The organism is Photobacterium sp. Hal280 (assembly GCF_037162255.1).
Lineage (GTDB): Bacteria > Pseudomonadota > Gammaproteobacteria > Enterobacterales > Vibrionaceae > Photobacterium.
In genome coordinates, this window is sequence record NZ_JARLUO010000001.1 from 1,156,951 (window position 1) to 1,179,635 (window position 22,685).

General features: G+C 47.4%; 23 protein-coding genes. 15 read left to right on the plus strand and 8 right to left on the minus strand.

All coding sequences use genetic code 11. From position 1 onward, the window contains the following. Positions 1–22 precede the first annotated feature (22 nt). The 8 genes from P4S53_RS05520 to P4S53_RS05550 all read left to right on the plus strand — a co-directional run bounded on the left by P4S53_RS05520 (position 23) and on the right by P4S53_RS05550 (position 7,463). Positions 23–1,081 carry an MFS transporter gene (locus P4S53_RS05520; protein ID WP_337111772.1) on the plus strand — a complete coding sequence of 353 codons (1,059 nt, stop codon included), beginning with the start codon at positions 23–25 and terminating at the stop codon, positions 1,079–1,081. Then, on the plus strand, positions 1,066–1,452 hold the full coding sequence (locus P4S53_RS05525) for a hypothetical protein (RefSeq protein ID WP_337111773.1): 387 nt from the start codon (positions 1,066–1,068) through the stop codon (positions 1,450–1,452). Before P4S53_RS05520 ends, P4S53_RS05525 begins: the two co-directional genes overlap by 16 nt. Positions 1,453–1,474: 22 nt before the next feature. Next, complete coding sequence (locus tag P4S53_RS05530) at positions 1,475–2,272, plus strand: SDR family NAD(P)-dependent oxidoreductase (RefSeq protein WP_337111774.1); 798 nt, start codon at positions 1,475–1,477, stop codon at positions 2,270–2,272. After that, positions 2,259–3,419: a hypothetical protein gene (locus P4S53_RS05535; RefSeq protein WP_337111775.1), complete on the plus strand. Its 1,161-nt coding sequence runs from the start codon at positions 2,259–2,261 to the stop codon at positions 3,417–3,419. Before P4S53_RS05530 ends, P4S53_RS05535 begins: the two co-directional genes overlap by 14 nt. Positions 3,420–3,490: 71 nt before the next feature. Then, a complete protein-coding gene (locus P4S53_RS05540) occupies positions 3,491–4,987 on the plus strand; it encodes an AMP-binding protein (protein ID WP_337111776.1) in 1,497 nt (498 codons plus the stop codon). A 7-nt stretch (positions 4,988–4,994) separates the two neighbouring features. Beyond that, positions 4,995–5,138, plus strand: a complete 144-nt coding sequence (locus P4S53_RS22600; protein WP_442958640.1) for a phosphopantetheine-binding protein — start codon at positions 4,995–4,997, stop codon at positions 5,136–5,138. A 74-nt stretch (positions 5,139–5,212) separates the two neighbouring features. Beyond that, on the plus strand, positions 5,213–6,235 hold the full coding sequence (locus tag P4S53_RS05545; RefSeq protein WP_337111777.1) for a 3-oxoacyl-[acyl-carrier-protein] synthase III C-terminal domain-containing protein: 1,023 nt from the start codon (positions 5,213–5,215) through the stop codon (positions 6,233–6,235). A 154-nt stretch (positions 6,236–6,389) separates the two neighbouring features. Then, entirely contained in the window at positions 6,390–7,463 is a 1,074-nt protein-coding gene (locus P4S53_RS05550; RefSeq protein ID WP_337112069.1) for a 3-deoxy-7-phosphoheptulonate synthase, read from the plus strand. Between the two features lie 1,323 nt (positions 7,464–8,786). On the opposite strand, the gene P4S53_RS05555 is transcribed toward P4S53_RS05550, so the two are convergent. Continuing rightward, on the minus strand, positions 8,787–9,200 hold the full coding sequence (locus tag P4S53_RS05555; RefSeq protein ID WP_337111778.1) for an aegerolysin family protein: 414 nt from the start codon (positions 9,198–9,200) through the stop codon (positions 8,787–8,789). A gap of 379 nt (positions 9,201–9,579) precedes the next feature. Here P4S53_RS05555 and P4S53_RS05560 point away from each other — a divergent pair, with 379 nt between their 5' ends. Both P4S53_RS05560 and P4S53_RS05565 read left to right on the plus strand, forming a co-directional pair. Next, positions 9,580–9,930, plus strand: coding sequence for a hypothetical protein (locus P4S53_RS05560; RefSeq protein ID WP_337111779.1), 351 nt, complete (start codon positions 9,580–9,582; stop codon positions 9,928–9,930). A gap of 125 nt (positions 9,931–10,055) precedes the next feature. Beyond that, a complete protein-coding gene (locus P4S53_RS05565) occupies positions 10,056–11,465 on the plus strand; it encodes a PepSY-associated TM helix domain-containing protein (RefSeq protein WP_337111780.1) in 1,410 nt (469 codons plus the stop codon). Between the two features lie 289 nt (positions 11,466–11,754). Here the strand turns inward: P4S53_RS05565 and P4S53_RS05570 are convergent, their stop codons facing one another. The 4 genes from P4S53_RS05570 to P4S53_RS05585 all read right to left on the minus strand — a co-directional run bounded on the left by P4S53_RS05570 (position 11,755) and on the right by P4S53_RS05585 (position 14,267). Further along, complete coding sequence (locus P4S53_RS05570; protein ID WP_337111781.1) at positions 11,755–12,486, minus strand: phosphotransferase family protein; 732 nt, start codon at positions 12,484–12,486, stop codon at positions 11,755–11,757. A 4-nt stretch (positions 12,487–12,490) separates the two neighbouring features. Beyond that, positions 12,491–13,102 carry a LysE family translocator gene (locus P4S53_RS05575; protein ID WP_337111782.1) on the minus strand — a complete coding sequence of 204 codons (612 nt, stop codon included), beginning with the start codon at positions 13,100–13,102 and terminating at the stop codon, positions 12,491–12,493. A 133-nt stretch (positions 13,103–13,235) separates the two neighbouring features. After that, positions 13,236–13,829 (minus strand): chloramphenicol phosphotransferase CPT family protein, encoded by a 594-nt coding sequence (locus P4S53_RS05580; protein WP_337111783.1) that lies wholly within the window; start codon positions 13,827–13,829, stop codon positions 13,236–13,238. A 33-nt stretch (positions 13,830–13,862) separates the two neighbouring features. Further along, positions 13,863–14,267, minus strand: coding sequence for a GFA family protein (locus P4S53_RS05585; RefSeq protein WP_337111784.1), 405 nt, complete (start codon positions 14,265–14,267; stop codon positions 13,863–13,865). Between the two features lie 245 nt (positions 14,268–14,512). On the opposite strand from P4S53_RS05585, the gene P4S53_RS05590 reads away from it, so the two are divergent. Continuing rightward, on the plus strand, positions 14,513–15,439 hold the full coding sequence (locus tag P4S53_RS05590) for a DMT family transporter (RefSeq protein ID WP_337111785.1): 927 nt from the start codon (positions 14,513–14,515) through the stop codon (positions 15,437–15,439). A 196-nt stretch (positions 15,440–15,635) separates the two neighbouring features. Here P4S53_RS05590 and P4S53_RS05595 read toward each other — a convergent pair whose 3' ends face one another. From P4S53_RS05595 to hchA, 3 genes are all read right to left on the minus strand, one after another. Further along, positions 15,636–16,637, minus strand: coding sequence for an NAD(P)H-quinone oxidoreductase (locus P4S53_RS05595; protein WP_337111786.1), 1,002 nt, complete (start codon positions 16,635–16,637; stop codon positions 15,636–15,638). Positions 16,638–16,819: 182 nt separating this feature from the next. After that, the gene (locus tag P4S53_RS05600; protein ID WP_337111787.1) at positions 16,820–17,530 is read right to left on the minus strand and encodes a PA1136 family autoinducer-binding transcriptional regulator; all 711 of its coding nucleotides are present in this window, start codon (positions 17,528–17,530) and stop codon (positions 16,820–16,822) included. A gap of 5 nt (positions 17,531–17,535) precedes the next feature. Next, positions 17,536–18,288 (minus strand): glyoxalase III HchA, encoded by a 753-nt coding sequence (hchA, locus tag P4S53_RS05605; protein WP_337112070.1) that lies wholly within the window; start codon positions 18,286–18,288, stop codon positions 17,536–17,538. 396 nt (positions 18,289–18,684) lie between these two features. On the opposite strand from hchA, the gene P4S53_RS05610 reads away from it, so the two are divergent. From P4S53_RS05610 to prpC, 4 genes are all read left to right on the plus strand, one after another. Continuing rightward, positions 18,685–19,188, plus strand: a complete 504-nt coding sequence (locus P4S53_RS05610) for an Mpo1 family 2-hydroxy fatty acid dioxygenase (RefSeq protein WP_337111788.1) — start codon at positions 18,685–18,687, stop codon at positions 19,186–19,188. A gap of 357 nt (positions 19,189–19,545) precedes the next feature. Continuing rightward, positions 19,546–20,241 carry a GntR family transcriptional regulator gene (locus P4S53_RS05615; RefSeq protein ID WP_442958641.1) on the plus strand — a complete coding sequence of 232 codons (696 nt, stop codon included), beginning with the start codon at positions 19,546–19,548 and terminating at the stop codon, positions 20,239–20,241. Positions 20,242–20,296: 55 nt separating this feature from the next. Further along, the gene (gene prpB / locus P4S53_RS05620; RefSeq protein ID WP_337111789.1) at positions 20,297–21,166 is read left to right on the plus strand and encodes a methylisocitrate lyase; all 870 of its coding nucleotides are present in this window, start codon (positions 20,297–20,299) and stop codon (positions 21,164–21,166) included. 278 nt (positions 21,167–21,444) lie between these two features. Next, positions 21,445–22,632: a bifunctional 2-methylcitrate synthase/citrate synthase gene (gene prpC, locus P4S53_RS05625; protein ID WP_337111790.1), complete on the plus strand. Its 1,188-nt coding sequence runs from the start codon at positions 21,445–21,447 to the stop codon at positions 22,630–22,632. Positions 22,633–22,685 lie beyond the last annotated feature (53 nt).

Here is a 22,685-nt window from a genome sequence, read left to right on the forward strand (position 1 = left end):
ATAACTGAACTAGGATCTGAATATGAGTCAGAATAAAATGGCCTTTGGTGGTCTGTGTCTTGGATTTTTCATCGTAATGATGGATACAACCACAGTTCCATTGATTTATACATCATTAATTAAAGACTTTGGTGTCACCCCTGCGATGGCTGCGTGGGTGAATAACAGCTATTTAATTTCTTATGCAGCATTTCTGCTATTAGGTGGTCGCCTTGGCGATGCATACAATCGCAAACTTCTGGTATCGAGCGCTTTACTCCTTCTCTCATTTGGCGCTTTACTCAGTGGTTATGGAGAAACTTTAAATCAGGTCATTATCGGCCGTGCCATCATGGGCGTTGGTGCTGGCTTATTAACACCTCAAAGTATGGCTTTTATTTCCATTATCTTTGCTGAAGGTGGCAGGGGAAAAGCATTTGGTATCTGGGGCGCTGTGGCAGGGATAGCGACGGCAACAGGCCCGGTTGTCACGCAATTCTTCTTACAGGTGTCTGACTGGCGATGGGTCATGTGGATTAATATACCCGTCGCCATGATTGGACTGTTGGTGACATCGATCTATTTACCAAAGACACAAGGGAATGGCCTGAAGTTGAAAGAGCTCGTGTTTAACGGACTATTCAGCTTTTCTATTGCCATTGTCATTCTCAGTTTACAACTGATTCATGAGAGCGCTGAAAACATCTATAAAGTTCTGGCATTTTTAGCGCTTGGTATTTTAGGTACATTCTGGTTATTAAGACATGAGATTTCTCATCGGTCTGCATATGTTTTACCTTTTGAAATCTGGAAAGATATAAAATTTATGAGAACGTGTCTTATCTCAGGTTTATTAGGTTTAGGACTGACGTCTCTTTATTTGCCGCTGGCTTATCTCATTGAGATAAGAATGAATTTTGGTCCTGTTTTTATCAGTATCATTATGGTAACAATCGCGTTGGCGAATGCAGTCGTCGGGCCAGTTGCAGGCAGTCTCTCGGATAAAACAGAACCTGAAGTAATTATTCGCTATGGTCTCTTATCGCTTGCTTTCTCTGCTTTGCTCTTAGGGGGGTTGGTCTCACGATGGCTGGCGGATTGAATGCATTTGTCATGACGGTGATCGCAATGATATTTGCAGGAATAGGAACGGGCTTAGCTTTTGCTCCTTTGGCAAACCTCGCTTTAAGAGATATATCACCTCAGGTTATTGGTCGTGCCGCTGCATTTTTTAATAGTACGCGTCAATTACTGAGTGCACTTGGGAGCGTCATTGTTGCATTGCTTTTTGATTATATGGTTCGAAATAGTCAGTTATTTGGCTTTGCCGAAGAAAATGCTTTACAGCCTTATTCTCCAGTCGTCGCTTATGCAGCTTTCGCATGTTTGCTGGTCATCGCTGGCTGTGTTGGCCTGGGTGCTTGGTTATCTCGAGAGCATACAAAAACGGAAAATGAAACGGTGCAAAGTTAAGAATTATTAAGGGACAAATACTATGAATATCTGGGTTGTGAGTGGTTGCTCCAGCGGACTTGGTCGTGCATGGACTGAATCTATTATCAATGAACGAAAGGAAATCGTGATCGGAATTACTCGCTCTGAAGCATCAGCAGAAGAGATGGTTTCACTTTATTCGGAACGATTTATCCCTTGTATTGCTGATGTCCGTGATGAAAAAGGTCTGAAAGAACAGCTGACGGCATTAGCCCATCAGGTTGGTACACCAAATCGCGTGGTGACGTGCGCTGGCTATGCACAATTCGGGACACTGGAAGATTTATCTAATCAGCAACTGAGAGAGCAGTTCGAAACGAACGTTGAAGGAACGCTGAACGTCATCAGACCGTTACTGCCATTGATGCGGACTTTGGAAGAAGCAAGAATTTTGTTGGTTTCCAGTATGAGTGGTGTTGCTTGCTGGCCACTTTTGGGTGCTTATCAGATAAGTAAGTATGCCATTGAGGCATTAGGTGAAACCTTGAGACTCGAACTTGAAGATACGCCTATTCAGGTTGGCATTATCGAGCCGGGTCCGCACAAAACCGGCTGGGCAACTGTTTCCGCAAAAAGGCAGAAGGTGAGTGATTTCTATGACGAAGAAGCACTGAAAAGTCGTGTAAGCTGTGGCTTTCAAGTAGAAGACCCGACAGCAAGTTTACCTTTTTTCTGGCAGATGTTTGATCAAACCAAAATGCCGCTGAGAATTGCAACTTCAAAACCATTTGTCGAAATGATTTGTGAAAAATCAATGGAAAATATGCAGTTATTGAGAGGTTCCTTTGAGCAATTATAAAGCTGTTCCGCATAAAAATTTGAGCGCTAATATTGATGCATTGATTGCATCCTATGCGCTTGAAGATGGTTCGGAAATATTATCAAACCAGACGATTCAAGTGCTCCAGAATAGCTCGTTACTAAGAATTCTTGACGAGAGCCCATTAAATGGCCCAGGCCTGTTGGGTGATGTGGTTTCTGTTTGTCGGTCCCTTGGCAAGATAGATGCCTCACTTGGCTGGCTCGTTGGCGTTTCGAATTCTTCATGGTCAATGAAAGCAAACTTTGATCTTCCTGAGACTGTTCTTGCGAACATGAACGAGAATTCGATGCTGTCAATGGTGCTGGGGCGTCCTGGTACTCTGGTTCCTGACGAAAATGGCACAGGATGGCGCTTAAATGGGGAGTGGAAGTATGCATCCGGTTATCCATTGTCATCCTACTTTTTCGGTTTGGCTGCAACAAACGAGGGGATAGTGAAGGTTGTTGTTATGCCGTCTCAGGCACTCAAGATCACTTCACCCTGGCATTCAACCGGATTACTTGGCACACAAAGTGTCACGATTCAAGCGTGTGATGTCATGATCCCTGAATCATTCACTGTGAATTATCAGCCAATATTGCAAGGCAGTTTGGATGGCCGATTTGAAGGGCGCTCGTACGCGGGGTATTTCACCGGCGTGTTGATGAACTGCCTGGTTGGCACAATTTTAGGTGCAACCGAATCTGCGCTTGATTATGTGGTAGCCAATTTGCAACGGCCTATCGGTGGCAGCACTTATGCTTCAATGCGAGATTCGGGTCCTGTCAGGTACGAATTAGGTCGTTTGAAAAGCAATTTAGATCTACTGATACGTGCGGCAGAGTATAACGCCAGCATCGTTGATCATGCCGTTGATCAGGTATCGGCTCCTTTATCGGATAAGGACCGGGTTGAGATTAGAGCCAGGGCAACTCAGGTGATGAAAGGTTGTACTGAAATCGTGCAATCCCTGTTGTGGATTTATGGTTCATCCGGTTTGGATACCAGCTGCCCGCTAGAGAAAATCTGGCGTGATGTGAATGTCGGTGCTCGACATGGCGGATTTTCAAAGTTCATACCAGAGGAAATGATTGGCCTAACATTGCTCAATGCTGATCCGGTTTCACTGTCAAGAATGTTTTAATCGTTCATCTCTCATAGAGTATTGAGTCTAATTAATGATGTCTGTATGAGAGATATTAATATGGAAATGATATGAACATCACCTCAGAATTTTGCCATGTAAATACAAGTCTTACATGTCTGAATGAAAAATTAGAATGGTTACTTTTAACACAACCGGATAAAGAAGCGCTGATCTGTGGCCAGGTAACTTTCAGTTATCAGCAGGTCATCCGAACAGCGCTAGATATTTCAGAGCAATTCGCAGAAGCAGGTCTTGATAAAGGTCATCGATTAGCACTGGATGCGCCAAGATCAAGTGAGCTTTACTCTATTATTATTGCATGTCTGCTTTCTGGTATTTCATTTATTTATGTGCCAAGAAGTTTAGAACCTGAAAGTAAAATTAAATTTGCAAGAGATACATCTTGTGCAGCGATATTCTCTCTGACGTTTGAGTTTGATTTGCTGGATCAAGTTTCGATGGAGGCGGGATTTTTATCGATATTTCCTGAACGAACAATCCCAAGAAATCCTCATTCTCGTTCGGGTACTGAGATTTATTGTGTCAGAACTTCAGGGACAACCGGCGAACCCAAAATTGTCCCAATTTATGCACGGCAGCTTACATCTTTTCTCAAGAATGTCGATATAGAATTCGACATACCAGCGAAGAGAAGATGGTTATGGTTACATGATTTGTCATTTGATTTATCAATATGGGAAATCATGGGGTGTTTGTTTTATGGTGGTGGACTGGTGATTCTCAGCGAGGAAGAAAAAAGAGAGCCAAGTAGCATATGGCGTGTCCTCGAAGAAAACCATGTCAACCAAATCATGGTAACACCTTCGGAATTCCGTTTTATTTTTAGTGAGGTTCAGCCTCAGGATGTGACAAAGCTGTCACTTGAAGAAATACTTTTTTGTGGTGAAAAGCTTTCTGTGGAAACAGTTAGGCCATTTTTTTCTGAATTTAATGGCCAACAAGTGAAGTTAGTGAATACATATGGTCCCTCGGAGGCAACAATATTTTGCTCAGCACATACTGTGACTGAGCAAGATATTCTGAACGGTTCAATACCGATCGGAAAAGCATTTCACGACATGATTTTTTCTCTTGGAAGTCAGGAGAACGAACACGTCGGAGAGCTTTTATTACAAGGTGGTCAGGTTTTTGAAGGTTATGAAGGGCGACCTCTGGAGAATAATATATATAAGACGGGTGATATTTGCTCAGTTGATTATGATGATGTCTTTCATTATATCAAGCGGACAGGCGGATTTGTGAAGGTGAATGGTTTTCGGATCGATTTATTAGAAATTGAAGAGTATTTACAGTCAATTCCTGGTGTTGGCGAAGCCGTTGTGCTGGTTGAAAATAAATCAGAGGACTTATCCATTTTATGTGCTTGTATTAATGTGATGTCTGATAGTTTATTGACGACCAGAGACTTAAGGACATTCTGTGCGAAGCTATCTCCTTGGCTGCGACCTGCACGCTATTTGATGATTCCACAAAATGATTGGCCAATGAATATTCGAGGAAAAACAAATAAGGCAGAATTAGAAAAGAGGCTATATGAACAGTAATCACGAGATGCTAGAAATATTACTATGTGAAATCAAGGTCGTCCTCGGAGAAAATGATATCAGAGTTAGTGATAATCTGATTGAGATGGGTGGCAACTCCATTATTGCCATGAAAATATCTGAGACGTTAAAAAAAGAGATAAAATTTTAGTGAATGTCACACAATTACTTGGCGCTAAAATATCAGATGTCGAATTATCACAATTAAAAGGGTAGATTGATTTCATGAAAATAATCAGTATGGGCAGCCAGCTATCAGTGTCAGAACACTTGGAAAGGGTCGACCACCCAAATCAGATGCAATTAAATACACTGAAATTTGCCGGGTACGCTCAATTTTGGAAAGAACCGGGAAGTGTCAGAGAAATGGCTGGTATTGCAGCAAAAAAAGCTTTATTAAAAGCACGGATTCGTCCTGAAGATATTGGCTTTATCGTTGCTGGTCAATCGGGTGTACCTGACTATATTGGAATTGATTTTGCGTGCCAGGTCGGAGCAGAATTATCTTGTAAAGATATTCGAACAATTAATATTGTTGAGGGGTGTAATAGTGGCATTAGTGTCTGGGAACATGCTGCGTCTCTCTTGAAAAAACAATCTGCAGATAAAGTTGGCCTTGTGGTGGTTGCTCAGCGTATTAGCGAAGCGCATCAAGACAGATTTGGTTTAATGAATGCCATCTTGAGTGATGGTGCGGCTGTCGCATTGGTTGCGTCTGAGCATTGGGAGATGGATGGGGCTGCTTTACACTATCTCGGTGCTGAAGATATATCAGATTGTCGCTTTGTGGACATGATGCGTGTTGAGCATGGTGGTGGTCTGCAACCATATGTCACGGAAGCGTTTGATGCGCGTCATGACAAATTGGGACGTGAACGTATCGCAGATATTTATAATTTCGACGCAGATGCTTTAAATGATTTTTTGACCCTGCGCGCTGAGAATAATATTAATATTATTAATAAGGTTATCTCGAAAAGTAAAAAGAAAATAGAAAACCCGTTTCTTATTCAAACATTGGAAGGTCAGCAAAGCATTGAAAGTTTATGTGCGAAATTAGATATACCAACAGATAGAAGTAATTTGGAATTGTTATCTGAAGTGGGACATGCAGGTTGTGCTGATTTACTAATATCGTTGGATGTTTTGGTGGATAGAGAGATGATAAAGCCAGGTGATGATATTATCATGAGTACCATTTCAACAGGTTTAAAATGGGGAGCTGCTATTTTTCATTATCAAAAATGATTTGAAAATTCTGTTCTATCTATTACTTTTTTGATCAAGTTCAAACCCACTTTTGATAAGTCTATGCTGAAAGTGGCTGTGTCTATGGATGAGATGATGTTTTGTATTGGCCTTGAAACGTCATTTTTTAAAGAATGAATTGAATCGGTTTATTATGGAAAATATTCTTGAAGTAAATGATATTGAATGCTGTGGATTAGATTTTATATCCCCTTCTTTGTTGAAGTCTCAATATCCGATATCAGCAAATGAAAAGTTCGAAATTAATAAGTTTAGAAAAACTATTTGTAACATCATTGATGGCAATGATCCCAGATTACTCGTGATTTGTGGGCCATGTTCTATTCATGATCCTTATGCTGCTATTGAGTATGCACAGCGATTGAAGCGGATATCTGAAAAAGTTGAAGGTCAAATCTTTATTGTAATGCGGGCTTATCTTGAAAAACCGCGTACTGTCTCCGGATGGAAGGGATTGATCAACGATCCCAATATGGATGGGAGTTGCAATATTGAACAAGGGTTAAAAGTATCGAGAGATTTTTTAACTCGTCTTGTTCAACTTGGTATACCGTTAGCAACGGAAGTGCTTGATCCAAACATTTCACACTATTTTAATGATATTTTTAGCTGGGCAGCAGTTGGTGCCAGAACTGCTGAGTCTCAAATACATCGTGAGCTTGCATCAGGTCTATCAATGCCCGTTGGCTATAAAAACTCGACCAGTGGCAGTGTCTTACCTGCAATTCATGCCATACAGTCATCGTCATTATCGCATAGCTATATTGGTGTGAATGAAGACGGAAAAGTTTGCTTGATGAGAACGCCAGGAAATTCACATGGTCATATTATTCTTCGTGGCGGAAAGTCACCCAATTATAGTCATGAGGATGTAATAAGACATGTGTCGGAATTGAAGAAACTCGGTGTCAGACCGAACGTTGTAGTTGATTGTAGCCATGGGAATTCAGAGAAAGATTTTCGTCGTCAGTCCATTGTCGTCGATTCAGTGATCACTCAAATTATGCAGGGAAATCGCCATATTGTCGGATTAATGCTTGAGAGTCACCTTTACGAAGGGAATCAACCTATTCTTGAACAACGTGAGCAAATGAAATATGGCGTTTCTATTACGGATAGCTGCGTTGGTTGGCAAGAAACGGAGAAGATCTTGTTGGATATTCATCAAAAAATGAAGAAAGTGAACTCGGGAAAGACAGGCGAATGATACAACGCATGTATGATCCCAGATGATTTCGAGCTGACCTTCGATTAAAAGTGGATGCATGAATGAATTATTTCGGTGTTTGGCATAAACCGAACACCGACTATTATACATGAATATCCGACCATTTCAGTCCGAATTTTGTTAGATACTTTTGCAGGCGGTTGGAGTCATTACTGGACGATTTCTGTAATCTGCTGATATTGAAGAGCACACGTTCGGCGTCGGCCAGCGTACATAAACGGGTAATGGTTGCAGTTATATCCCAGAAAATTCCCCGCCAGAGGGCATGTGGCGATTTTGCAAATCGCAGAAACTCAGTTTTGCTTCTTTACTAAATTGAACGCATTTCCCATTTTTTCGAGTAAAGCGCTCCAGTTTAAAGTGGAGGTTGGCCGGAATATCTTCACGACGATCTTTCAGTGCTGGGAGTGAATAGGCCTATAAATTAATGCGGGCTAATTAATCCTCATGGTATTACCCGTACGAATCTGTGGTTGCAGCAGGGTGGGAGCATCCTTTACTTATTTTATAACCCAAATAAATCCCTTGTCCGATAATCATCTCTCCAAGCTACCTTTTTCAGTTTTATTTTTGGCTTAGGGCGCCATAGTCACACTGTTTTATTATGTTCATCACAAAACGCCTGAACAGCGCAATGTTCTCATCCGCATCATCTGGGGTTATTCGTGAGCTATCTTCTTTGAAAAAATATCTAACACGTAATAAAACGTTTCGATGCTACCTTTACCTTGATAACATGTTGCCGCTCCAGGGCGACGATACTTCGAACTGTCGGTCACTTTTCTTTCAAATCGTCTGGTCAATTGGCCTTTGGCTGAAAACATACTGTTCTAATTTACGATCATGTTAATCTTGAACAATTTCTGTCACTGCTTGCTCTTTTGTGCGTCGAATACTGCCTGAAATTGAGAAACAACGGCTTCATGAAGCTTTGGCTGGTTGTTTTCACCTGGGCAAATATGTGCGCTTTTCTGTCTCCGAAGAAACATATTCAATAAGGTTCAATTTCTTAAACTAGTTAAGAGTTTACGTCTATTAAAGGATAGTTTCTAACAAAGTGCGGCTCAGCCCTGATTTTGCTGACATCCTCAGGGAAAAATTCTGGACGAATTTATAGGTAGTCAGTGCCGGGAGTGCCTGCAACCGATCCGGACAGCGACAAAGCACTAAAAGCATTTCTGAGCACTATTTGGGCTAACAAAGACTTTCTGGCGCAGCAAAGCGTGATTGCGAATATGTGTCGTCATCCGGTGAATAAAAGAACGGCAGTGCGGACGATACAATTGCGCACTGCCTTCTGTATTAGCTGACGTGTTTCTTGATCACTTCCACAGTCAGGACACCAATGGCGCCAGAGTTCATGGAGCCGCCTGTCACAGACACAACATAATTGCGGTTCTGGCCAGTTTGAGACCAGCTGTTTGACTTACTGCCCCAGGGACAATCCCAAACCAGAGTCACGACTTTTGTTGAACCGTCGAACAGATCAAACGAACCTTGGGTACCGGAAGCTGAATCAGAGCGACCGCAGGAGCTTACGATGTTATAACCTTCCTGCCCAATTTCGACGACTTGCCCATTCACTTCTTCAGGCGACAGTTCATCATCTTTATTGTCATACTTATAAAATTTACCCCAGCTATGTTCCGCATTTTTCACTTGCAGGTTGCAGTTATCTGCGATGACGGTATAGCTGACCCATTGTGCGTAAGCCATGTAAGCTCCTTAAAATGCAATTAGGTTTAAGAATCCTAGAAATATCGCTGACGACTCATAACCACGGACTGGCGATTGTTCTAAGCGAGTCAGCATAAAAATAGTTCATGGGTATCCGAAAACAACAGCATGTTTCCAATGTGTGAGTAGAGGATTAAAGCTTCAGTAATTCATCATGTTGTGATTTACATATCGGTTTAGTACTTGGTTTCTGCACGAACATTCCCTCCCTTGAAAAGGCGATGAACTGTCAGAATTTGATGCAACGCGTCGATTTCCACCAAGGCTCTCCGGCTCATCAGTCACGAATGGTGTTTTTATCTTGTAGATTCTTTTATCAACATCTACTATTCAACCGCTATCAAGGATGAGAGTATCAATGCGCCCCGGGAATCCACTGCACAGAATGATGATTGTTGCCAGCTTTTTGAGCTGGTTGTTGATCATTGCCATGCCTGTGGTCAATGCCCATCATCAGCCGGCGGGCACCTGGGCCAGCCTGTGTACACTGGGCGGTTTTAAACTCGTTAAACTGGCCGATGGTAAAGATCAGCTCAAGCATGATACTCAGGGGCACTGCCCTATCGGTGTTTTCAGCCTGGCTCATATTGATGACAGATGGCTGGGGCTGGGTGAGCGAGGGATTGAACAACCCGTCAGTGCCTATCAGTTCACGCCTCACCAGTGGCATTATTTTCTTTCACCTTCCAGAGCACCGCCAGCGGTCTAACCGGGATCGATCTGCCTGATCCCCGGTTGACGTATTTCCCAAATATTTTTCAATGCTGGTTGTTTCTGCTTTACAGGCAGAAACAGTGTAATTGTGCGTATTTTTTCGCACTGGAAGGAAACTCAATGACAAATAATAACGAGACTCTGGCGCAGCAGGATAAGCTGCCATCACAACATCGTAACGGCTACATGACGGCCTGGCGCTGGCATTTTTATGCTGGGTTGTATGTGGTGCCTTTTTTGATCATGCTGGCGGTGACCGGCCTGATGATGCTCTATGCGGGAACGATCGATAATCTCCGTTTTAGAGACCTGCTTTTTGTCGAACCGGCAACCCAGAGCCTGCCTGTCAGTCAGCAGCTCAATGCCGTTCAGCAAGCCTATCCCCAAGCCACCATTAATCAATATTTAACCCCAAAACAGCCTGAAGATGCCGCTCGTTTTGCGGTGGTGACAGCCGATGGACACGGCTTGTTTGTCACAGTGAACCCTTACACTGCTGAAGTGCTGGGCACGCTTGATCGCGATAACAACCTCTACACCCTGGCGAATGAAATACACGGCACGCTGCTTTTTGGCGACATCGGGGATCGCCTGATAGAGCTGGCGGCGAGCTTTGCCGTGATCCTCATTGTGAGTGGTACTTACATGTGGTGGCCGCGCGACAACGTCAGCAGAGCAGGTGCATTGCGCATTCGTCTGAGCAGCGGTAAACGCACGTTCTGGCGCGATCTTCACGCGAATATAGGGGTATTAACATCTGTATTTTTGCTGCTTTTTCTGCTGTCGGGTCTGTCCTGGTCGGGGGTTTGGGGCAGCAAGATGGTGCAGGCATGGAATAGTTTTCCCGCGGGAGTCTTTGGGGATGTGCCACTCTCGGATACCAAGCATGCAGAGATGAACCACGGTGAACTGGAAGAAGTGCCGTGGAACCTGGAGCAAACGCCCATGCCTGTGTCCGGTTCTCATGCCGGCCATCAAGGCATTGCGGGTCAGGTGGATCTGGAATCGGTTGTTTCGTTTGCCAGACAGCTTGGTTTTACGTCATTTCGTGTCAATCTGCCTGAAGGTGAGCAGGGCGCATACAGCGTGCTGCAAAGCACCATGAGTAACGATATTAACGATGCCACCCAGGACCGTACCCTGCATATCGACCAGTACACCGGCAAGATTCTGGCTGACATCAGGTACGATCAATACTCCCCGATGGCAAAAGTGATGGCGTGGGGCATTGCGCTGCACGAAGGTGACTTTGGTTGGTGGAATAAAGCAGCAAACACTGTGCTCTGCCTGGCATTTATTATGATCTGCCTGAGTGGTATCGCGATGTGGTGGCTGCGTCGTCCGAAAGGCAAGCGCATGCTTTCTGCCCCGCCAGCACCGAAAAATATGACGCTGTGGAAAGGCGCAACGGTTGTGATTGCAGTGTTAGGCGTCTGCTTCCCGCTGGCCGGGATCACGATTTTAATTGTGCTGTTCGCCGACCGTCTGATCTTCAGCCGGGTCCCGACACTCGCGCGATTCATTGGGTAATTTTTATTTACCTCCCCCTTGAAAGGGGGAGGGACTGTCCGGAACTAGTTGACCACTACAGGGACAGTCCGTGTGTTGCGAATACAAATATTCCCTCCCCTTGGCAAGGGGAGGGTTAGGGTGGGGTTCGAACAGCGCGCACGGATTTGGCATTTGTACTCAGTAACCCCCTCCTAACCTCCCCCTTGAAAAGGGGGAGGAACTGTCTGAATGTGTAGTCCATGACAGGCATGATTTTCGGATCATGCAGCTAAATTGAGCCAATCGGGGATAACCTGCCGAAACCAGCTCAGATATTGTTCCGCAGACGCTTTTTTCGGTCTTTCAGCAGATTGACCACCTCCACCACAATCCAGGCTTTGGCGAGGATAATTTGTCGGATAAGTTGGTCTTCCGGCATTAACGCCGAATACGCCAGATACCGACGGGCAATGGCTTGATAGTCTTCCACAGTCCCCATGCCCTTCACCAAGGGGGCTAAATCGATGGCCGGGCTGCCCCGGCCAAATCGTTCCCAGTCGAACAAAACCAGCTCTCCCTGATCGCGCCGTCCCCAGTTGCCTGCATTACTGTCGCCGGATAAACAGGCGATCGGTAGAAAAAGATCGGAAGATTTTGTTTGAAGCTGACACAACTGCTGTTCGGCAGCGGATGGTAATTGCAGGTGTTTCAAAGCGTGTTCTGTCTGCTGGATTGTCCATTGGTGGAGGCGAATCGGCTGTTGTGCGGGGATGGCGTAATGATGAATGGCGGCCAGCTGGCGAAACGTTTTTCTGTCGGCATTTAAGGCCTCCAGAGACATTGAATGGGGAATATATTCAAGGTGTAACTGGTTTGTGTGTGCATTACAGTGGTACACCTCAGGGATCTGAATGCCACACCACTTCATTTGTGGGGCAATGTCCTGATAAAAGCGTATCTCAACAGGGCTGGCATTGTGTTTCTCAATGTACGGTCTGTCGTTGTACGTTCTCAGAAAAACCCGGGCGCTCCCCATTTGTGTCAATTCCTGATCTGTCATGTGATTACGCCAGATGATTCCAGATCTCTCCCACGACAGGCAGCACAGAGACAACCAGCAACGCGGACATGGTGTAGTTAAACAGACGGCGATACTTGTCCTGAGTCAGTGTTTTTTTCAGCAGGGATCCAAACATCAGCCAGACGCCAACGCACGGAAAGGAAACCAGCAAGAAGGTGAGCGCCAGCATCATATTCTGGCCATAAAAATCCGCTCCCACTGTGGTGAAAGCAGCGATGGCACCTGTCGCGACAACCCAGGCTTTGGCGTTAATCCACTGAAACAGCGCGCCTTTCATGAAACTGAAGGGTTGTGCCTGTGAGCCGGATGAGCCGACATTCCCGGATCGGGCAATCAGCCAGGCCAGATACAGTAAGTAAAGAACGCCCAGGCATTTAATGATGAAATGCAGGCTGGGAAACAGCTCAAATAACTGACCAAATCCGATGCCCACCAAAAGCAGCATGATCGCAAAACCCATACAGATCCCACTCAGCAGCGGCAGGCTTTTTTTCACCCCGAAATTCAGCCCTGAAGTCATCACCATAATATTGTTCGGCCCCGGTGTGACGGAAGATGACACGGCAAAAAGAACCATAGCGTACAGATAATCCATAATTGATGCGCTCCTGTTGGGCTGAATCGGATATTTGTGGTTTCGGGTGATGCTCAGAAAATGAGCATTCTTCTGATATGAAGATGAGTGCAATTCAGATCAAGCGCTGAATGCAAAAATAATCAGACAATGATCAGGAAATGTCATCTCGGGTCTTGGCATCGCGGTTCATGGTACGCAGAATCTGCTGTGCGCAGGTCAGAGGGGAATGCGTGTCTGTGTTGATCTCAATATCGTACCGGATCCCCTCATGGACCCGGCTTGCCTGCTCGATGGCAGAGCCTTCCAGACGATCACCCCGTTGTTTTTCCCGTTGGATCAGAAGTTCATCGGCACAGAATACCCCCACGAACAGGCATTGTTTACCGGCAAGGACGGATTGCCAGACAGCCATTTCTTCTGCGCCATTGATGGCATCGTCGACAATCACTTGCAGGCCGGAATCGAGTAAATGCCTGACTGTGGTGCGGTAAGCGTCGTTGACCTCTTTGCCGTAGTCGCCAAAAGTAATGCGCTGGACGGTGTGTTGGTTTCGTTTTTTCGAGCGCCAGTAAAACCCGTCAGCGGGCTGATCCGGTGTTTTCAGGCGGTTTGATTTTTCAGGCATCATCGCGATGAAGGTGTCGATACCAAGATGTAGATAATAATCGTCCAGACAGTGTTGCAGCTCGCGGGCAATCGCGCTTTTACCTGAACTGCTGGGTCCGTTGAGAAAGATGAGGTCCATTTTTGACTGTCGTTTACTCGTGAGCAGCAAGAGTTATTCCGGAAATCCCGGCAGGTGTTTGGTTTGCATACCGGCTTGGTGCCAGGGTGCCTGCTCGTCACAGAAAATCTGACAGTCCGGGGATTTGGATGGCAACTCGTTCAGTGAGCCTGCCGGTACGATCAGAGCTTTTCCGCTCTGGGATAAGTAGGGCAGGTTCGCGCCGCATTGGCCGCAAAAGGCATTGGAAAAGGTGCGTGTCGGGTGGTTGTATCGCACGATGGCCTGTTCACCCTGCTCCCACCGGATATTGTGCGGCTGAGTAAAGAGGTTGGAAGCATGGGCTGATCCCGTCAGCTTTTTGCACTGATCGCAGTGGCACAAATAAAAGTGAGAAAAATCGTCATCCAATGAAAAGGTGACTGTTCCGCACAGGCAACTGCCGTGTAATTGACGCATTGAACACTCCTTGTTGTTCGCAACCGGTTAAACGTTGGATTTAACACTATTGCATATTGTTCAACCTGTAAATGCAAAAATAAGCACCGCAATAAAGCAGGCAGCGACCTGATGGCATTTTTGTTTAATATTCATGTTGATGCGTAAGGCTGTTGATAGTAGCCTGACCCCAGCATGCAAAATTGACGTCAGCTGGCTCAATGGTGAATTGGCATGCTCTTTTTCCCTACACACAGAGAAACTTCATGGATAGAAAACATACCTTTGGTGTCATTCTGGCACTGCTTGCTGCTTTTTTTAACGGCATGGTTGGCATACTGAGTGTGAACTTGTTTCAGTCGGGCCTCTCACCGGAAGCCGTGGCATTTTATAAATGCGTCGTTGCCTTGCTGATCATTGTGGTGTTACTGGCTGTCACCGGCCAAACCGCCACTTTGCTTTCTTATATCAAAACCAAGTGGAAAGCCTTGTCGGTGTGCAGTTTCTTTGGCTTTTTCATGCTGTACTTTTTTGAAACAGCATCTTACGAAACCCTGAATGTTGCTGTGGTGGTCTTCCTGCTGTTCGGTGTCTCTACCCTGGTAACCTTTTTTGCCAACGCACTGTTTGAAAAGCGAAACCTGGTGGCGCAGGAATGGATGTCGGTATTGTTCGCGGTACTGGGTTTGTACCTGATCTTTCTGGAAAATGAGAGCATTGCCAGTTCAGATAATACCGGTTTTGTGTTCGCGGTCCTGGCGGGTGTGGGCTACGGGCTGTTTCTGGTGCTCAATAAGAAACTGAACATTGGCGGCGGATTAGTTCCGGTTTGCGGCTTGCTGCTGTTTGGGGTGGTGTATCTGTTTGTTCCCTTTTCCATGTCAGGCTTTGTGGGTGTGGAAAGCGATGTCTGGTTAACGCTCTTATTGCTGGCGCTGCTGCCTACCATAGGCGGTTTCTGGTGCACGACCAAATCCCTGACTATTTTGAAAAGCCAGACGGTTCAGCTGGTTGAACTTTCGGAACCCATTTTTGCTTTGATGCTGGGTTTTATTTTCTTAGGTCAGTTAGTCTCGCCGATGCAGATGCTGGGCGGAGGCTGCATCTTGGGGGCGATTCTGATCCATGAAGTGAAGCTATCCACGTTGAAATCACTGAGTAAACGAAAAGTGGCGACGGACTCGACCCGATAAACTTTTCCTCTTCTTTAGCTGCATACAGGTACAGATTAAACAGCCAGCCTCAGACTGGCTGTTTTTTTGGAGTCTCGGATTAAATGGTTGATAGGAAGTCGTCATCTCACCAACCGGATCACATCCCATATTAGCGGGCATTGATCAATTTACATTTACTCATGCAGTGATCGTGGGAGTTGTGCCGGGCAGAATGCTAATTCATCGTAAGCACAATTTTTCCAACATGCTTGCCGGATTCCATCATTGCATGCGCGCGTGCGGCTTCGCGGAACGGGAATGTGCTGTGAATCATGGGATGGCAACGACCTGCATTGAGAATCGGCCAGATATTTTTAAGCAAGTCGTTGGCAATTTCGGCTTTTTCGGCCGAAGTTCGTGCTCGCATCGTTGAACCCGTGACAACCGCTCGCTTCAACGCGAGTTCTTGCAGATCCACTTGTTCTGCATAAGCTCCGCCAAGGAAGCCAATGATTACCAGCCGGCCATCCATTCCTAAACTCCTCATATTTCGGGAGAAATAGGATGCACCCATTATATCGAGAATGATATCAACGCCACGGCCATCCGTTTGCTTCAAAATGAAATCAGGAAAATCAGTTGTCCGGTAGTTGACTGGCGTAGCGCCAAGTTCTGCGATCACATCGCATTTATCATCTGATCCAGCCGTCGCATATGCCTCGATACCGAATTCGCGGCATAGCATCAACGCGGTTGTGCCAATACCACTTGTTCCCCCATGAATCAGAACACTCTGACCTTGTGTTGCGCCACCAATCTTGAACAAGTTTGCCCAGACGGTGAACAGAGTCTCAGGAAGTGCCGCCGCTGCTATCATTGACATACTGTCTGGCACAGGCAGTGTCTGGCTTTCCGGCACGATGCAATACTCACCATAACCACCGCCATTCGTCAGGGCACAGACTCGGTCACCAATCTTTACGCCCGTGACGCCTTCTCCAATTGATGAAACCGTTCCAGCGACCTCAAGACCAGGAATAGGGGTTACGCCTTCAGGCATAGGGTAATGACCCTGGCGCTGAATGACGTCAGGACGATTCACACCTGCGGCCTCGACGCGAACCAAAATTTCCCCAGCCTTTGGCACCGGAATCGTTGTCTCAACGGGCGTTAAAACCTCTGGCCCGCCAGGCTCAGAGATTTCAATGACCGTCATTTTATTCGCAGTATGTAACATGAACGTAAGTCCTTATGGTTTTGTTTTTCGTTGAATTTTCCAACGACACTGTGTCTCATCACTAGCTACTTTTCTGCACGTTGCAGCCCGTACCCTCTTCTAGGGAGGGAGCTCAGCTTCAACCACGTCCAGGATCGTATCGATCATTTCAATAGGCATGTGTTGTTGATTGGGTGCGCGGCTCACCCCTCGATGTCACCATTACGAATCGCCATTCTGATGGCTTCAGCGGTGGTTGCCACACCGAGGCGAAGACGGGCCCGACGGAGGTGGTTTTCTACCGTGCGTATGGATAGTCCAAGGGTGGCTGCAATGTCAGCTTGTCGTCTGCCGACAGCCGTCCATGCGAGCACTTCGCCTTCGCGTTTAGACAGTCTGCGGTTGTCCTCTCCCATCGGCAATTCCATCAACTTCCGAGCTGAGACAAAAGCGGACGTTGCCACTAAATTTATTGATAGGCGCGCACTGGGAGAGGTATCAATTCTTTCTCCGCCAAGGCTCATGGCACCGTCCAATCCGTGTGGTCCAAAAACCGGTATTTGAAGACCGTGAATACCAGGACCCTGAGGTTTACGAACGATGCGATACCTTTCTCCCTCCTTCTCTGGCACTTTAGTCCAAAAGAAGGGCTCGCCCGCCTCCAAAATGTGTCGTGTCACCGGGCACCGGCGAATGTAGGTAACCGCATCGACAGCTTGGCTATCTCCGAACCAATCACCTTCTACCCAGTAAATACGCTCTACAATTTCATCGAGTGTTGAGGACGCGGAGTAAAGTACAAAACGATCGTAACCGTAGGGTTTGGAGAAAGTGCGAACTGCGTCCTGAATGGCTGTCAGACTTCGACAGCCTTCAATGATGACTGCTGTTCGAATTGCATCAACTGCTGGCATAGGTATTACTCTTTGCCAACCTCGTCAAGCAGAGCTTTGGCTGCAAGCTTCCCGAGATTATTCCCGGCGAGTGGACTATCGCCCGTCAGCATCTTCCGGTCCTGATGCGTCGCACCTGAAATATCCGTATTCACAATGTCGAAGCCAAGCGCTTTCAGCTTTTCTCCGAATTTCCATGTCAAATGGCCGGGCATGTAGCCAATGTCCGGAGTCTGGGCGTCGAGATCATCTGGAAATGCACAAATCTTGTAACCTGCAAAGTTTGGGTTGTTGCCAACAGAAATGAAGGCTGCGGGTCCATGACAGAGTGATATCATGAACTTGTCATTGGCATTAGCCCATTCAAGCACGGCTTTCATCTCTGGGCTTTCAGGCAGACCGATTAACGCACCATGGCCTCCGGGAATGAACACCCCAATATAGTCTGAATCATCGCCAAGCGCTTTTTCGACGACGTCCGCAAGCTTCAGTGGCTCTTTGAAGTGGGGACGATATTTGGCGAACAGTCCCTTTATTTCTTCGTCTTCCGATGGCATCGCCCAGAACTCAAATTTAACCGGATTGCCAGAAAGCGTAGCAACATCAAAAGAAAAACCAGCTTTGTCCAGATGATACATCGGCAGGAGCGTTTCTACGGGGTGGTTTCCAGTTGAAAACATGGTGCCATTGTCCGTCAGCAAATAGCGTTCATCGGCTCCAACCATCAGGATTTTCCAGCGTCCGCCTGTGTAGGGGGCCGGGTAATTGGCATCGCTCAGATCAGATTTAGGCGAAGTAAACTGGCTAAGCGAATAGGGGAAGGGAAGAACGCATTGTCCTCCGCTGGATCAGGAGTCGGGCGTTTATTGTCAGATTGCACATTCGTCATGGCTGCCTCCGGTGCTCAATGGAATTGACCATCTAACTATAGAAGGCTGGACTCACCTGTAAATGGGGGATATCCCTTAATCCGGCAGCACGACACCACGCCAAAAAAGGAGAGGATGAACCTGTTGAATCGCTGTGTGGTGCTAACCAAGATACACAGCCAAGGTCAGAACTGTGCAGGTATGGTGTTGACTATGATGTGATATCACAGAATCTAAAATTTACACTTCGTTAACATTGCGCTGTGTTTTAGAGTCATTACTTGGTGACGGTATCAGGACAAGGTAATGAAAACGCTGGAACAGCAATTGACCCAATATGCACGCTATCATCGTTCAAAACGCAATATTCGCACACACTTTGTCGGTATCCCCTTGATTGTCTTTGCCGTGATCTGCCTGTTTGCCAGAGTGGTATTTACACTAGGCGGTATCGAGCTCAATGGTGCATATGTTGCGGTGGCATTGAGTGTGCTCTACTACGTGCGCCTCAGCCTGCCGATGGGCCTGATGATGGCTGTGGTGCTGTCGGTGATGATCATAGCGGCTTTGCCGATTGCTGCGCTGCCTGTCTTGGGCTGGCTGGGCTTCAGCCTGAGCCTGTTCTTCCTGGGTTGGGTGATTCAGTTTATTGGCCATTATTTTGAAGGGAAGAAGCCGGCGTTTGTCGATGATCTTGCCGGTCTGATCATCGGCCCTTTGTTCGTTCTGGCCGAAGTGCTTTTTTTGCTGGGGTGGTTTACATCGCTGGAAAAGCACATTGTGCAGCATGCCGGTCCCATCAAACCTTGATTCACGAAGCCCTGGAGCAAGTTCCGGGGCAGAGGTGCGTCTGTCCGTTTAACGGCCCCCATTTCCCGGTTATTTTGCGGCTTCTCTGCAAAATTGCACTATGGTTAACACAACAGGAATAACACAGCAGGGGGTTTGGCTCCTTGTTCACCATACCCGTTTTCCTATCGCCATTTTCTCTCGTCGATCTTCTTCACATTGTCGACAATATCTATGATTGATATTCACCATCTGTTAACAATTGACTTGTTTTTTACTTTAGTTATGTCTATTTTTGCCGTATAGATTAAATATTGTTGACAATATGTGTGGGTTGGATGAGTGGAGCGTACTGTGAGTATTGATATTGTAGACAATGTGCAAGATTCCACACTGGCTGTGAATGGTAAAGCTGACGCTGTAAAAGAGCCGACCAAATCTAACAGTTTGCTGGAAGTGCTGGTAGAGCGCATCGTCACCGGGGTTTTTCCTGCCGGCAGCAAGATATCCGAACCTGAACTGGCCCGTCAGTTTGCCGTCAGTCGCGGCCCGCTACGTGAAGCCATGATGCGGGTTGAAGCCTTGGGGCTGGTTGAACGAATTCCCCATGTTGGTGCCCGGGTTGTTGCACTCAGTCCGCAGAAGCTGGCAGAAATTTATGCCGTGCGGGAAGCGCTGGAAGGCATGGCGGCGCGTCAGGCCTGTAAAAAAATAACCGATGAAGAAATCGCCGGACTGGAAACCTTATTGCAAACCCATCAGACCCATATTGAGCAGGTCGAGGGTGCTTCCTATTTTCATCAGCACGGTGATTTCGATTTCCACTACCGGATCATCAAAGCCAGTCGAAACAGCAAGTTAATCAGCTTGTTGTGCGATGAGCTTTACCACCTGCTGCGCATGTACCGCTATCAGTCACCGCGTTCGCATTCACGTCCGGAGCGGGCACTGAACGAGCACACACAGATTCTGGCAGCGATAAAGGAGCGCGACGGAGAGCTGGCTGAAATGCTGATGCGCCGCCACATCATGCGCAGCAGAACCCTGATCGAAAGCCAGTTAAACAAGGACTGATACTCAGCAGACTTGCGTTCTGCCGGGTAATTCTTACAACAACAAGGAGCATGTTATGAAGCCAGGACAGCGTTTTCGTCAGGCTGTTGCAGACAACCATCCGCTGCAGGTGGTGGGGACGATCAATCCATACTGCGCCATGATGGCAAAGCAGGTAGGTCACCAGGCGATTTACCTGTCTGGCGGCGGGATCGCCAATGCCTCATATGGTCTGCCGGATCTGGGGATCACGACCCTGAATGATGTAACAGAAGATGTGCGCCGGATCACCGCCGCCTGTGATCTGCCGCTGCTGGTGGATATCGATACCGGTTTTGGCGGCGCATTCAATATTGCCCGCACGATTCGCGAAATGGAGCGGGCGGGTGCCGCCGCGGTCCATATGGAAGATCAGGTGGCGCAGAAACGCTGCGGGCACCGTCCGAATAAAGCCATTGTCAGTCAGGCTGAAATGGTTGATCGCATCAAAGCGGCCGTTGATGCCCGTCAGGATGACAGCTTTGTCATTATGGCCCGTACCGATGCACTGGCCGTTGAAGGGATGGATGCCGCGATAGAGCGGGCCATTGCCTGTGTGGAAGCCGGTGCTGACATGATTTTCCCGGAAGCGATGAACTCGCTTGATCAGTACCGCCAGTTTGTGGATGCAGTCAAAGTGCCCGTGCTGGCCAACATCACTGAATTCGGTGCCACGCCGCTGTTTTCCTGCGAAGAACTGGCCGGACAGGGTGTCGGCATGGTGCTTTATCCGCTGTCAGCCTTTCGTGCCATGAACAAAGCGGCACTGAACGTCTATCAGCACCTGCTGACAGACGGCCATCAGCGCAACGTGGTTGATCAGATGCAAACCCGCGAAGAGCTTTATGACTATCTTGGCTACCATGAATATGAGCAAAAGCTGGACAAACTCTTCAGCGGCCAGTGACAACATGCACATATATTCTCTCCCCCATTGAAAAGGGAGAGGGACAATACTGAGTTTATTGTGAGCACAAATATCCCCTCCCTTTGGCAAGGGGAGGGCTAGGGTGGGGTTCGTAGGGTGTGCACAGATTCAGAGATTGTGCCCTTGTAACCCCCCACCTAACCTCCTCCTTGAAAAGAGGAGCGACAGAAAGAATTCATGCAACAGAAAAAGAGAAGGCGTACGAAGTCAGCGCCTCAATCCAATCACGTGACGACCAGCGACAAAAGGAGCCTGTAATGACTGCGACACAATCAGTGACAGCGGACAATGAAAACACGGCAAACAAGGACAGTTCACATAACAAGCCACTGGGCGGGGCAGGTCTGCGCGGTCAGAGTGCCGGCAGCACCGCACTGTGTACCGTGGGCAAAACCGGTACCGGCCTGACATACCGTGGCTATGACATCACGGATCTGGCGCATCATGCCCAGTTCGAGGAAGTGGCTTATCTGCTGCTGAAAGGCAAACTGCCGACCCAGGCTGAGCTGGATCAGTATAAAGCGACACTGAAAGCCAAGCGCGGTCTGCCCGATGCATTGAAAACCGTGCTGGAAGCGATTCCGGCGCAGGCGCACCCGATGGACGTGATGCGCACCGGTTGCTCCATGCTGGGTAACCTGGATCAGGAAACTGATTTCAGCCAGCAGGCAGACAAAACCGACACGTTACTGGCCATGCTGCCGGCAATCATTTGCTACTGGTACCGCTACAGCCACGACGGGGTGCGCATCGATACCGCAAGTTCTGAGCAGGACTGTACCGGCGGCTATTTTCTGGAAATGCTGACCGGCAAGGCGCCTTCAGAGCTGCATAAGCAGGTGATGCATTGCTCGCTGATCCTCTATGCCGAGCATGAGTTCAATGCCTCAACCTTCACCGCGCGTGTCTGTGCTTCCACCCTGTCTGATCTGCATTCGTGCATTACGGCGGCGATCGGCAGTCTGCGTGGCCCGCTGCACGGCGGGGCGAACGAAGCGGCGATGGCGATGATCGCACCCTGGAAAACCCCGGACGAAGCGGAAAGCCATATCCTCAGCATGCTGGCGAATAAAGACAAAATCATGGGCTTTGGTCATGCGATTTATCGCGACTCAGACCCGCGCAACGCGCTGATCAAAGAGTGGGCGCGTCAGTTGTCGGCCGATGCTGGTGACGCCCATTTATACGCGGTATCTGAGCGGGTGGAAGCGGTGATGAAACGCGAAAAAGGCCTGTTTGCCAATGCGGACTTTTTCCATGCCTCGGCGTATCACTTTATGGGAATTCCTACCAAGTTGTTTACGCCGATCTTTGTCATGAGCCGTGTCACCGGCTGGGCTGCGCATGTGTATGAGCAGCGCGAGAATAACCGCATCATCCGGCCGAGTGCCGATTATATCGGCCCGGATCATCAGGACTGGCTGCCGATAGACCAACGCGTCTAGCCGTTAACTTATTGACCTCCCCGTCAGCAGGGGAGGATTAACCACACAGACTA

Bases quoted from the DNA above. Each gene is read 5' to 3' on its own strand.
- P4S53_RS05520 (WP_337111772.1), top strand. From the start codon at position 23: ATGAGTCAGAATAAAATGGCCTTTGGTGGTCTGTGTCTTGGATTTTTC.
- P4S53_RS05525 (WP_337111773.1), top strand. From the start codon at position 1,066: ATGGCTGGCGGATTGAATGCATTTGTCATGACGGTGATCGCAATGATA.
- P4S53_RS05530 (WP_337111774.1), top strand. From the start codon at position 1,475: ATGAATATCTGGGTTGTGAGTGGTTGCTCCAGCGGACTTGGTCGTGCA.
- P4S53_RS05540 (WP_337111776.1), top strand. From the start codon at position 3,491: ATGAACATCACCTCAGAATTTTGCCATGTAAATACAAGTCTTACATGT.
- P4S53_RS22600 (WP_442958640.1), top strand. From the start codon at position 4,995: ATGCTAGAAATATTACTATGTGAAATCAAGGTCGTCCTCGGAGAAAAT.
- P4S53_RS05545 (WP_337111777.1), top strand. From the start codon at position 5,213: ATGAAAATAATCAGTATGGGCAGCCAGCTATCAGTGTCAGAACACTTG.
- P4S53_RS05550 (WP_337112069.1), top strand. From the start codon at position 6,390: ATGGAAAATATTCTTGAAGTAAATGATATTGAATGCTGTGGATTAGAT.
- P4S53_RS05555 (WP_337111778.1), bottom strand. From the start codon at position 9,200: ATGGCTTACGCACAATGGGTCAGCTATACCGTCATCGCAGATAACTGC.
- P4S53_RS05560 (WP_337111779.1), top strand. From the start codon at position 9,580: ATGCGCCCCGGGAATCCACTGCACAGAATGATGATTGTTGCCAGCTTT.
- P4S53_RS05565 (WP_337111780.1), top strand. From the start codon at position 10,056: ATGACAAATAATAACGAGACTCTGGCGCAGCAGGATAAGCTGCCATCA.
- P4S53_RS05570 (WP_337111781.1), bottom strand. From the start codon at position 12,486: ATGACAGATCAGGAATTGACACAAATGGGGAGCGCCCGGGTTTTTCTG.
- P4S53_RS05575 (WP_337111782.1), bottom strand. From the start codon at position 13,102: ATGGATTATCTGTACGCTATGGTTCTTTTTGCCGTGTCATCTTCCGTC.
- P4S53_RS05580 (WP_337111783.1), bottom strand. From the start codon at position 13,829: ATGGACCTCATCTTTCTCAACGGACCCAGCAGTTCAGGTAAAAGCGCG.
- P4S53_RS05585 (WP_337111784.1), bottom strand. From the start codon at position 14,267: ATGCGTCAATTACACGGCAGTTGCCTGTGCGGAACAGTCACCTTTTCA.
- P4S53_RS05590 (WP_337111785.1), top strand. From the start codon at position 14,513: ATGGATAGAAAACATACCTTTGGTGTCATTCTGGCACTGCTTGCTGCT.
- P4S53_RS05595 (WP_337111786.1), bottom strand. From the start codon at position 16,637: ATGTTACATACTGCGAATAAAATGACGGTCATTGAAATCTCTGAGCCT.
- P4S53_RS05600 (WP_337111787.1), bottom strand. From the start codon at position 17,530: ATGCCAGCAGTTGATGCAATTCGAACAGCAGTCATCATTGAAGGCTGT.
- P4S53_RS05610 (WP_337111788.1), top strand. From the start codon at position 18,685: ATGAAAACGCTGGAACAGCAATTGACCCAATATGCACGCTATCATCGT.
- prpB (WP_337111789.1), top strand. From the start codon at position 20,297: ATGAAGCCAGGACAGCGTTTTCGTCAGGCTGTTGCAGACAACCATCCG.
- prpC (WP_337111790.1), top strand. From the start codon at position 21,445: ATGACTGCGACACAATCAGTGACAGCGGACAATGAAAACACGGCAAAC.